The 12,170-nt window shown below is 48.4% G+C and carries 13 protein-coding genes; 7 read left to right on the top strand and 6 right to left on the bottom strand.

Going from position 1 to position 12,170, the window contains the following annotated elements:
• Nucleotides 1-11: 11 nt before the first annotated feature.
• The 4 genes from fdh3B (at nucleotide 12) to PGW97_RS08615 (ending at nucleotide 3,373) form a co-directional block, all read left to right on the top strand.
• Nucleotides 12-629, top strand: a complete 618-nt coding sequence (gene fdh3B / locus PGW97_RS08630) for a formate dehydrogenase FDH3 subunit beta (RefSeq protein ID WP_047885409.1) — start codon at nucleotides 12-14, stop codon at nucleotides 627-629.
• Nucleotides 630-721: 92 nt separating this feature from the next.
• The gene (locus PGW97_RS08625) at nucleotides 722-1,798 is read left to right on the top strand and encodes a formate dehydrogenase subunit gamma (protein WP_443147101.1); all 1,077 of its coding nucleotides are present in this window, start codon (nucleotides 722-724) and stop codon (nucleotides 1,796-1,798) included.
• A 299-nt stretch (nucleotides 1,799-2,097) separates the two neighbouring features.
• On the top strand, nucleotides 2,098-2,811 hold the full coding sequence (gene cobB, locus PGW97_RS08620; RefSeq protein ID WP_047885411.1) for a Sir2 family NAD+-dependent deacetylase: 714 nt from the start codon (nucleotides 2,098-2,100) through the stop codon (nucleotides 2,809-2,811).
• Nucleotides 2,812-3,001: 190 nt separating this feature from the next.
• Entirely contained in the window at nucleotides 3,002-3,373 is a 372-nt protein-coding gene (locus PGW97_RS08615) for a VOC family protein (protein ID WP_273859648.1), read from the top strand.
• 76 nt (nucleotides 3,374-3,449) lie between these two features.
• Here PGW97_RS08615 and PGW97_RS08610 read toward each other — a convergent pair whose 3' ends face one another.
• Nucleotides 3,450-3,872, bottom strand: a complete 423-nt coding sequence (locus PGW97_RS08610) for a PACE efflux transporter (RefSeq protein ID WP_217391379.1) — start codon at nucleotides 3,870-3,872, stop codon at nucleotides 3,450-3,452.
• A gap of 90 nt (nucleotides 3,873-3,962) precedes the next feature.
• On the opposite strand from PGW97_RS08610, the gene PGW97_RS08605 reads away from it, so the two are divergent.
• A complete protein-coding gene (locus tag PGW97_RS08605) occupies nucleotides 3,963-4,844 on the top strand; it encodes a LysR family transcriptional regulator (RefSeq protein WP_273857088.1) in 882 nt (293 codons plus the stop codon).
• Nucleotides 4,845-4,919: 75 nt separating this feature from the next.
• Here the strand turns inward: PGW97_RS08605 and PGW97_RS08600 are convergent, their stop codons facing one another.
• The 5 genes from PGW97_RS08600 to potA all read right to left on the bottom strand — a co-directional run bounded on the left by PGW97_RS08600 (nucleotide 4,920) and on the right by potA (nucleotide 10,178).
• Entirely contained in the window at nucleotides 4,920-5,963 is a 1,044-nt protein-coding gene (locus PGW97_RS08600) for an extracellular solute-binding protein (RefSeq protein WP_273857087.1), read from the bottom strand.
• 361 nt (nucleotides 5,964-6,324) lie between these two features.
• Entirely contained in the window at nucleotides 6,325-7,356 is a 1,032-nt protein-coding gene (locus PGW97_RS08595) for an extracellular solute-binding protein (protein ID WP_217391377.1), read from the bottom strand.
• A gap of 92 nt (nucleotides 7,357-7,448) precedes the next feature.
• Nucleotides 7,449-8,219, bottom strand: a complete 771-nt coding sequence (gene potC, locus PGW97_RS08590) for a spermidine/putrescine ABC transporter permease PotC (RefSeq protein WP_047885416.1) — start codon at nucleotides 8,217-8,219, stop codon at nucleotides 7,449-7,451.
• Entirely contained in the window at nucleotides 8,219-9,076 is an 858-nt protein-coding gene (gene potB / locus PGW97_RS08585) for a spermidine/putrescine ABC transporter permease PotB (RefSeq protein ID WP_047885417.1), read from the bottom strand. Before potB ends, potC begins: the two co-directional genes overlap by 1 nt.
• A complete protein-coding gene (gene potA, locus PGW97_RS08580) occupies nucleotides 9,060-10,178 on the bottom strand; it encodes a spermidine/putrescine ABC transporter ATP-binding protein PotA (protein WP_047885468.1) in 1,119 nt (372 codons plus the stop codon). The genes potB and potA overlap by 17 nt, the downstream gene beginning before the upstream one ends.
• Nucleotides 10,179-10,569: 391 nt before the next feature.
• Here potA and PGW97_RS08575 point away from each other — a divergent pair, with 391 nt between their 5' ends.
• The gene (locus PGW97_RS08575) at nucleotides 10,570-11,370 is read left to right on the top strand and encodes a hypothetical protein (RefSeq protein ID WP_217391376.1); all 801 of its coding nucleotides are present in this window, start codon (nucleotides 10,570-10,572) and stop codon (nucleotides 11,368-11,370) included.
• 64 nt (nucleotides 11,371-11,434) lie between these two features.
• The gene (locus tag PGW97_RS08570) at nucleotides 11,435-12,094 is read left to right on the top strand and encodes a DUF2987 domain-containing protein (protein WP_047885419.1); all 660 of its coding nucleotides are present in this window, start codon (nucleotides 11,435-11,437) and stop codon (nucleotides 12,092-12,094) included.
• Nucleotides 12,095-12,170 lie beyond the last annotated feature (76 nt).

Below are 12,170 nucleotides of genomic sequence, written 5' to 3'. Positions count from 1 at the left end.
GAGTCACTCAGATGGCACGTATGAAATTTCTTTGTGACTCAAAGCGTTGTATTGAATGCAACGGTTGTGTGACAGCTTGTAAAAACGAAAACGATGATGCACTGGAATGGGGTATTCAGCGCCGCCGCGTGGTGACACTGAACGACGGCGAGCCGAATGAAAATTCAATCTCCGTTGCCTGCATGCACTGCAGTGACGCGCCTTGTATGGCGGTGTGCCCGGCTGACTGCTTTGTTCAGACGGAAGATGGCATTGTGCTGCACAACAAAGATCTCTGCATCGGTTGTGGTTACTGTCTGTTTGCTTGCCCGTTTGGTGCGCCACAGTTCCCGAAACAAACGGCATTTGCTGAACGTGGCAAGATGGACAAGTGCACCTTCTGCGCCGGTGGGCCGGAAGTGGAAAACGGCTCGGTGGAAGAGCGTCAGAAATACGGAGCCAACCGTATTGCGGAAGGTAAACTGCCAATGTGTGCATCTCTGTGTTCAACCAAAGCGCTGCTGGCTGGTGATGCGGCGAAAATCTCTGACGTCTATCGCCAGCGTGTTGTTGCGCGTGGAGCCAAAGAAGCCGGATGGGCCAATGCGGATGATCTGGCGTACGACGCCGGTCAGGTACGCAAAGCCTGAGTGAACGTGCTGACCGGCTCTGAGCTTGTTTCTGACAGGGGCAGGGCTGGTCAGCCTCAGAGTTAACACTGTTTTTTACAGTCGGGAGTTTTATGACTAAGCGAATGCAACGCTGGCTGACGATGCTCTGCACCGCTTTTGTGTTGATGCTTTCTGTATCGGTGTTCGCCGCCGACGAATCCGATGCCAGCAAAGAAAGTACGCGTCTGGGTGAATCGGTTGTGCAGCGTGAAGCCGTTGGCTTTGCGGGGGCTGACTACTGGCGCATGGTAAAAGATGGCCAGGAAGGCTATACCACGTCAAAATCACCAGAACATGGCGTGTTGATTCGGGTGCCGGGGCAGACCTGGTACATTCTGAAAGAAAAATGGATGTCGCCGTTAGGGGCACTGGCGATTTTCGGCAGCCTGGTACTGGTTGGACTGGCTTACGTTTTGGTCGGACCCATCAAACTGAGCGCCCCGAAAACCGGGCGAAAAATCAAGCGCTGGAGTCGCTGGGACAGGGCACTGCACTGGAGTATGGCCTTTACCTTTTTGACGCTCGCTTTCAGTGGCCTCACTATTGTGTACGGCAAACACTTTATTAAGCCTGTGGTACCAACGGAACTGTGGGGTTGGATTATCTATGCAGCCAAACAGTACCATAACTACATGGGGCCGCTGTTTGCCGTACTGCTGACTGTGATGTTGCTGAAATGGTGGAGAAAGAGCCTATTTACCAAAGTGGATCTGCAATGGTTCATGAAAATGGGCGGCATGATGGGGAAACACAAAGGGTCGCATCCGTCAGCCGGATTCTCGAATGGCGGTGAAAAGGTGATTTACTGGCTGTTGATTTTCTTCGGTCTGTTCATTGCTGTCAGCGGCTTTGTGCTGGATTTTCCTATTTTCGGGCAGACCCGTGCTGATATGGAGCTTTCTAATCTGGTGCATATGTTCTCAGCACTGATTCTGATTTGTGGATTTATCTTCCACATATACATCGGTCTGTTCGGGATGGAAGCTGCCCTTGATGGCATGGTCACAGGTGAAGTGGATGAGACATGGGCGAAAGAGCACCATGATCTGTGGTATGAAGAGGTCAAAGATCTGCCTGAAAACCAGCCGGGTTATGATGTAAACGCTGAAGCTGCCCCTAAAGGGAAGACCGCACAGGATAACGTGTAACCATTTACGCCGGAGGGTGTTCATTGAGTCATAGCCGCCACGTCTTGTCGCAGTGGCAATGGATGAATTGAAACCCAAACGGAATACACTCGGCATAGCAGGCCAACTACGTATCGTGGTTGGCCTGTTTTTATTTCTGCTGTGTTTGTCGGTCTGTATCTTCATAAAAAGGTGTCTAGTGCACTATAACTTTGTATTTGATGATAACTTTAAGACTAATGTCGTAAGCCTCAAACTTATATCAACATAAAAACAATGGTATAAAGTCTATAGGAGAATGATTTTGTAAGGATGCCATCATGAAATTCCCATATCGAAATATTGTTGTGTTAACCGGCGCCGGTATCTCAGCTGAGTCAGGCATTCGTACCTTTCGAGATCAGGACGGATTATGGGAAAACCACCGTATAGAAGATGTGGCTACGCCGGAAGGCTACCACCGAGATCCGGGTTTGGTGCAGAGCTTTTATAATCAACGCAGACAGCAGCTGGAAAGCGGGACGGTGTTTCCCAATGCTGCGCATAAAGCTCTGGCTCGGCTAGAAAAAGAGCTGGACGGTAAAGTCACGGTCGTCACGCAGAATATTGATAACTTGCATGAAGAAGCTGGCAGTAAAAACGTCATCCACATGCATGGTGAATTGCTGAAAGCGCAATGCAGCCGAACCGGCCAGACAATTGAATGGAGTGGCGACCTGTCTCAGGATGATCATTGCCATTGCTGTCAGCTGCCTTCGCCACTACGACCTAATGTGGTGTGGTTTGGTGAGATGCCAATTGGCATGGACCGTATTCACCAGGCGCTGATGGAAGCTGACTTGTTTATTTCTATCGGGACATCGGGTGCGGTATACCCGGCAGCAGGATTTGTCCATGAAGCTGCCTTACATGGCGCACACACGGTTGAGTTAAATCTCGAACCCAGTGAGGTCGAAAGTGAGTTTACCGAAAAACGCTATGGCCCGGCTTCAGTAATCGTCCCTGAGTATATCCATGAGATTCTGGAAGGCTGAGGTACTAGTTCGCTTGTATCTTGCAGACGTATATCCATGACGAAAAAGCATCAGGCAAAACCTGATGCTTTTTTATTTATCACGATACTTATCTCGGATGATTAACGCTTTTTGACTCTTCGGTGAATGAAGCGAGAAAGGTGAACAAGCTAGAAGCAGGCAAGGAGATCGTTGTATGAATGAAAGGAAGATGATAAGTCATATTGATCATGTGGTTCTGACTGTCTCTGATATCGACGTTTCACGGCAGTTTTATGTGCGGGTGCTTGGTATGGAAGCCATCAGTTTTGCTAACGGGCGGAAGGCATTACGATTTGGCAATCAGAAAATTAATCTGCAAACCCTCGGACAAGAACCCAGAAATCATGCCCAAGTCGGGTCGGGGGATCTGTGTCTGATTACCCATTGGTCACTTGAAGTGGTGATTGCGCATTTGGTTCAGGAAGGTGTAGAGATTGTCGAAGGCCCGGTCAGCAAGTCAGGTGCGGTTGGGGATATTGAATCTGTCTATTTCCTGGATCCGGATCAGAACCTGATTGAGGTCAGTGTCTATGCTTTGTAAACAAACAGGTAAACAGAGCAGGCGGAAATACTGTCCCGCCTGCTCGTTCACTGCTTAGTGTTTCGAGATGTGTTCTTTATGCTTCAGCGTACTGCCCGAACCATTTCACACGCAGAAGATCGTAGCTCCAGTTAAAAATCAACGCGTAGATCAGGAAAAACAGGACTACGCTGATATCCAGAATCAGTACCGTCCAGAAATCCAGCTGTAAGGCCCACATCAGGAACGGGATGGTCACAAGCAATAACCCGCCTTCAAATCCCAGCGCATGCGAAATACGTGTAATCAGCGTTCGAGATAACCGTTCTGCACCGAACAGGCGGTCGAACATCAAGTTGTACAGGTAGTTCCAGGTCATAGCCATAAGCGACAAGGCAAAACCGATAGCGCCGATTTCAGCGGGGTTATGCTGAGTAAACAGTTTCGCGCCCAGCATCATGAGACTCAGTGCAAATAATTCGAATAATACAGAGTGAAGAATACGTTCTTTAACAGACATGTTGTTTTCCTGCTGACTAAAGTATGCCTCTAATCTATCTTGATATATGATTGATGCCAGTTAGTTAATATCACTTTTATTGATAGAACGATGAATCTTGAACACCTCAACATGTTTGTGACGGTTGCTAAAACCGGTTCCTTTTCAGCCTGTGCCAGACAGTTAGGTAAGGTACAGTCGGCGGTCAGTCAGGGAATCGCCAACCTTGAGATTGACCTTAACGTCACCTTGTTTGATCGCTCAACGCGCAAACCAACGCTGACTCCTGAAGGGCAACATCTGTTGTCTTTTGCAGAGGCCATCCTTCAGCAAACACAGGAAATGGAGCGCGCTGCCAGTGCATTGAGTCGGCAGGAAGAAACTCAGCTGACACTGGTCACCGATGATGGCCTGGAAGTTGATCGACTTTTCTCGGTGATTGATGAATTCGCAATGCAGTTTCCTTCAACATCTTTGAATGTGATCAGTGCGGCCAGCTGTGACATCGTCGGATTAATTAGTCAGGGGAAGGCGAATATTGGCTTAATGCTGAGCGAGCTGACGCTTAACCAGGATGCCAGCGTGTGTTATATCGGCAACATGACGTTTATGGCTGTGGTCGGTGTAGCGCATCCGCTGGCTAAAGTGGGGCGGATAGAGCCGACTGACTTAATTCCCCATCGTCAGCTCGTTATCCAGAGCGGCAGCGATAAAATCCAGCCGCATTTCGAGCAGGTTTCCGCACAGCTGTGGAGCGCCAGTAGCTTTGCAATGTTGATGAAATACACAGAGCGCTGTCTGGGGTGGGCTTATTTACCGACGCATATGGCGAAAGCCGGTATTGCCGCAGGTAAACTGCATGCCTTACCGGTGACTTTTGATCATAAGCCCTGGAGTGTACCGGTTGAATGTGTAACCCCTAAGCGATTAAAAGCAGGACCGGCAGCGACTTGGCTCCGGCAGGCGTTACTGACGCTTCTGGATGAGAAATAGCTCCAGCAAGCAGATATAAAAAAGCCCGGTAACCGGGCTTGGTATAAAAAGTGCTGTCTCAGATAGGCGAGGCGATTACTGGCCGGCTTTCAGCTTCTGGAAGTACTCTTCGTACAGTGTGTTTGCTTCACCCACACTGTTTTGCCATTCGCCAGCGTCCATCACTGCTTGTGGCGGGTAGATGCTAGGATCGTTCACGAACTCCGCTGGCAGCAGTTTTTTCGCTGTTGCAACAGGTGTCGGGTAGCCAATTTCCAGAGCCAGTTTGGCTGCGTTTTCAGGGCGTAGCAGGAAATCGATCATCTGATGGGCAGCGTCAACGTTTTTGGCGGTTGCTGGGATAGAAATGCTGTCCATCCAGAAAATCGCGCCTTCTTTCGGCCATACGATATCGATTGGTGCGCCTTCCTGACGCGCCATGTAGGCCGAGCCATTCCACAGCATGCCCAGCGACGTTTCACCCGCCATATATGGGTTAGCAGGGTAATCAGAGTTGAAAACCAACACATTTGGCATCAGCTTTTTCAGCTCTTCGTAAGCGGCTTTGATTTCTTCAGGTTTCGTGGTGTTTGCAGAGTAACCTAGCTTGCGCAGAGCAATGTGGAAGAACTCGCGAGCATCATCCATCATCATCAGCTGGCCTTCCCACTTAGGATCCCACAGATCTGCCCAGCTGGTGATTTCAGCTTTGTTCATCACTTCTGTATTTACACCAATACCGGTCGCGCCCCAGATGTAAGGGATAGAGTAATCGTTTTGCGGGTCAAACGGCTTGTGCAGGAAGTTAGGATCGATATCTTCGAAATGCGGCAACTTAGATTTGTCGATTTTTTGAAGCATATTTTCTTCACGCATCTTTGTGACGTAGTAGGTAGAAGGAACGACTAAATCGTAACCGTCACCGTGCGTCTTCAGTTTTGCGTACATGGTTTCATTTGACTCGTAAGTCGAGTAAATCACTTTAATGCCCGTTTCTTTGGTGAACTTCTCCAGAACTTCCTGAGGAATGTATTCAGACCAGTTGTAGAAATACAGTTCTTTGTCTGCCGCGTTAGCCAGGCCGGAAAACATTGCCATGGCACAGACACCACCGGTCATTAAAGAAGACCATTTTTTCATTGTGATATGCTCCAATTAACAGGAATTTTGAGAGTGCTCTCGAGCGAATGTATCCAAATAGGTTCATGAATTACATGATAGGCTGAATACTTACCGCTTCTCCTACAAAGTGATGAATAATCCAGTGCTCGACCGGATCATGAACGGATTACTGCTACTGCATCTTGCGCCGATTGGCAGCAAAAAGCCTGCTAAACACAGGCATTTAAGGACTGATTATAACAGGGAACAGGGACGAAAAGATAAGGTAAATCAAAACCATCACTATCAGGTGGGGTATTAATACACAGTTAGCTCAGCAATCAGATACAAAAAAGGCAGCCATGTAGGCTGCCTGAAATATCTTGTTACAGAACGAAGATTACTGACCTGCTTTCAGTTTCAGGAAGTAGTTTTCGTAACGGACGTTCATGTCGCCAACCGAGTCCTGCCACTCACCACGGTCAAGATCTTCTTGTGGTGGGAACAGAGTAGGGTTGTCTTTGTATTTCGCGTTCGAGGCTTCAACCGCAGTCAGGTAGCCAGTATCTTCAGAGATTTTGGCTGCAATTTCCGGACGCAGCAGGAAGTCAATCATCTTGTGAGCAGCATCGACGTTTTTCGCGTTTTTCGCGATTGCCAGGCTGTCTACCCAGAAGATACCGCCTTCTTTTGGCCAAATCAGTTTAATTGGCAGACCTTCACGCTGAGCCGCGGCTGCAGAGCCGTTCCACAGCATGCCCAGACCCACTTCACCTGCCATGTAAGGCGCAGCAGGGTTGTCTGAGTTGAACACCAATACGTTTGGCATCAGCTTTTTCAGCTCTTCGTAAGCTTCGTCAATTTGCTTCGGATCTGTTGTGTTACCAGAGTAACCCAATTTACGCAGTGCAATGTGGAACACCTCACGGGTGTCATCCATCAGCATCAGCTGGCCTTTCAGCTCTGGATTCCACAGATCAGCCCAGCTATCGAAATCATCTGGGTTGTACATGTCTGTGTTGACTGCCAGACCTGTCATCGCGATTACGTGAGGAATTGAGTAATCGTTTTTCGGGTCAAAAGGCTTGTCCAGATAGTTCTTATCAAGCTCTTTAAAGTTGGCTAGCTTTGATTTATCGATCTTCTGTAACATGCCTTCATCGCGCATTTTGGCCACGAAGTAAGTTGATGGCACAACCAGGTCGTAACCTTCAGGGTGCGCTTTCAGCTTAGCGTACATAGTCTCGTTCGACTCGTAAGTCGAATAAATCACTTTAATACCAGTTTCTTTAGTGAACTGTTCACGAAGTTCCGTAGAAATGTACGGACCCCAGTTCATAAATACCAATTCCTTGTCTTCTGCATGAGCAAAGCTCGTGAACATTGCTGCTGCGCATGCAGTACCGGTGAGAAAAGCGGACCATTTTTTCATTGGATTATCATCTCCAAAACCCGTTTAGGGTGCTGATAAAAAACAAGTGGCCTGAACAGGACCACTTGCTCGTTTATTGGCTGATTGCCAAATTATTTAATCTTTTCGCGTGCAAGAAGCTGTGAGCTGACGACCATCACCAGAGATACCAGCAGCATAATCGTTGCCAGTGCATTCACTTCCGGTGACACGCCGACTTTCACCATTGAGTAAATCTTCAGCGGCAAAATTTCGTAGCTCGGACCCGTCACAAATGAGCTTACAATGACATCGTCCAGAGACAGTGTAAAGCTCAACAACCAGCCTGCAAAAACAGCAGGTTTCGCCAGTGGCAGAATGATCTGTTTCAGAATCACCCACTCGCTGGCGCCCAGGTCACGGGCAGCTTCCAGCATTTTCACATCAAATCCTTTCAGACGGCTGTAGACCGTCACAACCACAAATGGCAGACAGAAGGTGATGTGAGACAGAAGCAGGGTCAGGAACCCAAGTTCTGCGCCAATCAGGATGAACAAAGCCAGCAGCGAGATTGCCATTACGATATCCGGAGACATCATCACCACAAACAGCATACCGTTAACAAAGTTTTTGCCACGGAACTGGTAGCGGAACAGGGCTACGGCGGTCAGGCTGCCAATAATGGCTGCGGCTGTTGCTGAAAACACAGCAATGTTCAGCGAGTGCCAGGCGGCCTGCATCAGGCTGTCGTTGCTCACCAACTGGTGATACCACTTGGTTGTGAAACCACCCCATTTCATACCAAACTTGCTGGCGTTGAAGGAGTTCACAATCAGGATAATAATCGGAGTATACAGAAAAGCATACACCACAGTCATAAAACTGAATTTAAAGGCGCGTCCCATTATTCCAGCTCCACTTTACGGTTCAGTAACTTGCCTGCACGGTAGTAGGCATACAGCATTACGGCCATGGCTACAGTCAGTGCGATACTGGTTGCCGCACCGAATGGCCAGTCACGCGCATTGAGCACCTGGCTCTTAATCACGTTACCGATCAGCAGGTTCTTCGCGCCGCCCAGCAGGTCAGACACATAGAACATACCCAGCGCAGGTAGCAGTACCAGCAGAGAGCCGGCAATGATCCCTGGCATAGTCAGCGGGATAATGACTTTAATAAACGTCTGGAACTTGTTGGCACCAAGATCGCGCGCCGCCTCGATGTAGTTGTGATCCAGCTTTTCAATCGCCGAATACAACGGCAGCACCATGAATGGCAGCAGGATGTAAACCAGGCCAATCATGACCGCATACTCGGTGTACATAATACGCAGTGGACGATCGATGATATTCAGGTACATCAGGCTCTGGTTCAGAATCCCTTGAGTACCCAGCATAATCTTCAGGCCGTAAGTACGAATTAATGAGTTCGTCCAGAACGGTACGATTACCAGGAAAAGCATGAACGGGCGCCATTTTTCCGGCATTTTCGCAATCGCATAAGCGAACGGGTAACCCACCAGCAGACACAGCAGGGTAGCCACCAGCGCCATGTAGAACGAGTGCAGCATCACCTTCGCGTATAGCGGATCAAACAAGCGGATGTAGTTATCCAGCGTGAAGGTCATGTCGATCAGGTTCGCTTCATCCCGAGTCAGGAAACTGGTTCCGATGATCATCAGGTTCGGTGCGAACACAAACACCAACAACCAACTAACAATGATTGTGATGATGATGTTCTGAAGATTAAGCGTCTTTTTCATCTGCCAGTACCACTTCCCAACTATCAACCCAAGTAATGGCCACTTTCTGATCCAGGGAGTGGTCGACGTCCGGATCATCTTCGTTGAAGAATTCGCTGACCATCACGGAAGTGCCGGATTCCAGCTCAACAACAGAATCCAGTGTCATGCCCTTGTAGGTACGATCACGTACGTATCCAATCAGGCCTTTCGCTTCATCGCCATTGTTGATCTCTTCGAGTCGGATATCTTCCGGACGAAGCAGAACTTTCACGCTGTCGCCAACCATAACAGGCAGATCGCAGTGAAGCAGGGCAGGACGACCTTCAACATTCGCCATGATGCGTTTGTCGTCCAGACGTTCTGTCACAACGGCATCAAACACGTTTATCTCACCGATAAAGCGAGCAACAAACAGGTTAGCCGGCTCTTCGTAAATTTCACGAGGGCTGCCGTCCTGCTCAACTTTACCTGAACGCATAACAATAATACGGTCAGACATTGACAGGGCTTCTTCCTGATCGTGCGTGACGAAGATGAAAGTGATACCCAGCTTACGTTGCAGCTGTTTCAGCTCAATCTGCATTTGCTTACGCAGTTTGTAATCCAGAGCTGACAGCGATTCGTCCAGCAGCAGAACTTTCGGCTTGTTCACAACGGCACGTGCAATTGCAACACGCTGCTGCTGACCACCGGAAAGCTGATGGGGTTTACGTTGGGCAAACTGATCCAGCTGAACCATGCGCAGGGCTTCCAGTACACGCGGTTCGATTTCATTCGCGGCAACTTTCTGCATGCGCAGACCGAATGCAACGTTTTCAAAAACCGTCATGTGTGGGAAAAGTGCGTAACTTTGGAAAACCGTATTAACGTTGCGGTGCTCGGCAGGAATGTAAGTCACATCCTTACCCGCAAGAACAACTTGACCTTCGTCGGCATTTTCAAAGCCGGCAATCAACCTTAGTACAGTTGTTTTACCACAGCCTGATGGACCCAGGATGGTAAGGAACTCACCATCGTTAACATTAAGATCAAGACCGGCGATGATTTGTTTGCCATCGAAGCTTTTGCTCAGCCCTTTAAGCTGAACTACCGGTGCTTTTGTTGTTTCTGCAGCGTTCAATTCTACGAGATCTCCACCTAGGGGTGTCATAGGTCATTCCCCCCTGATTGTTTGGATGAATTTAGGGGGCGCATGATAGACCCCTAAACGTGTAATTTAAAGCGTTTTTTGCCGATTTTTTTCACCAATTTCGATCATTCTTTAGCACTCAAACTTTTCTGGGCGTCAGGATGAGGTGTGGTTGGTAAAAAATATAATAAAATCAAAGTCAAAGCGTATCTTTTGCGTACGGTGTATGGATTGGCTTTTAGCCCTGATTTTCATAAAGTTTTACACCTTTAGTCAGCCAGTTGGGTGTGTCAGGCTGATGACGATGTCATGCTATATTTCTTTCTCGTCGCTGTCTGGCGTACAATCTCCAATCTTAGTATCAAAAAATAGTGAAAATGTGATGAATAACAAAACATTCCATGTCGGTGGTTCAATCGATAAAGCGGTTAAAGGTGAAGTTGAACTTCGTTCACTCGATGTATTGCAGGAAGCTTGGCGCATTACCGCCAAAAATTTTCTGACCTTTTTACCGGCCATCATTGGTTTGTTTCTGGCACAGCTTGCATTGCTGATGCTGGCATTACAGGTTCAGCTGGGAAGTCCCGCAGTATTCTTTGACGCCATTGTTCAGGGTGGTGAAATTTCGGGTGCGATAGTTGAAGCTGGCTATATGGCTAACTTCTGGTCAGATGTACTCAGTGCGCCGCTTTATGCCGGTGTCAGCCTGATGGCACTGAACCATGCTGTCGGCTTGCCGAGTAAACCCAGCCATCTGGTTAAAGGGTTCCCTTATACCATCGTGTCGATTGTGACCATGCTTCTGGCATCGTCGTTACAGGGTATCGGCAACGCGCTGTTCCCGATTCTGGGGCTGATGCTGTCGATGGGCTTTAGCATGGCGATCATTCTGGTGTGTGAAAAGCGTGTTTCGCCGCTGAAAGCTATCCAATTCTCGTTGATGGCAACTGTACGTAAATTACTGCCGATGACCGCCATCTTCGTTGTGATCCTGACAATGTTCATTGTGTCGTTTGCAACAGCAGGGATTGGCCTGATCTGGACGCTGCCGTTTTTCTTTAACGTGAAAGCGATTATTTACCGTAACCTGTTCGGTATCACGTTGCAGGTAACAACGGTTAAAAAAGGAAACGACGATCACCATTCTGACAATGGTGATAACTCTAAAGTTTTCAACGCGTGACAGAACAATGTAAGGTGTCACCCAAATCGGATTTACATGTGATTGTTAGTGCCAAGGATATAGGATGAAGTACACCCATTGGCTGTTAGTCGGTTGCCTCGCCGGCTCTGCGATGATGACATCGACAGCATTTGCTCAAAATATTGAGATGCGCTATAGCACCTTATTTGGCAAGCTGAAACAGAATGCCGAAGAAGGGCATGATGATGTCAAAATCGCGTTTTATCTGCTGGATCAGCGTGACGGTAGCGTCTGTAAAATCCACAAAGGCTGGATGCAGAAAGACAAACATTATGAAGAACTCAACATACCGGCTGACAATGCGCTGGTCGTTCCTCTGGATTCAAACTTGCGTCAGGCCAATCCGGATGTGACCTTTGTGGTCGATGATGGCATTACCTGTGATGTGTCGATGCAAGTGATCGCAACATCGGAATACGGCCGTCAGATCAGCCAGGCGCAGGTACAGTCCCTGGCACCTCAGATGGACAAACTGCTGTCGGATTTAGGTGGCATGTTCTCTAAGTGGTTCATGCCTAAAGTTGGCGGTGTGGTACTGCATTTTGATCAGCCTCTGCAGGCTGGTATCAGCCTTGCCAGTGGCGGTGTCGCTGAAGCTCAGGGTAATAAAGTGATCCTGAAACTTGATGCGCTATCAGCGGGAGAAGTGGTTAAGTTACCGGATGATGTGGTTAAGGTGACCCCCTGGATCCCAAAATCCTGAGAGTTTGACGAACGCATAATCAACTCGCCCAATTAAACGCGCTAAAACAAAAACGGCCTGATTCACTCAGGCCGTT

This window comes from Photobacterium sp. GSS17 (genome assembly GCF_028621875.1).
Taxonomy (GTDB): Bacteria; Pseudomonadota; Gammaproteobacteria; order Enterobacterales; family Vibrionaceae; genus Photobacterium; species Photobacterium ganghwense.
This window is presented reverse-complemented; position numbering and strand designations above follow the sequence as displayed.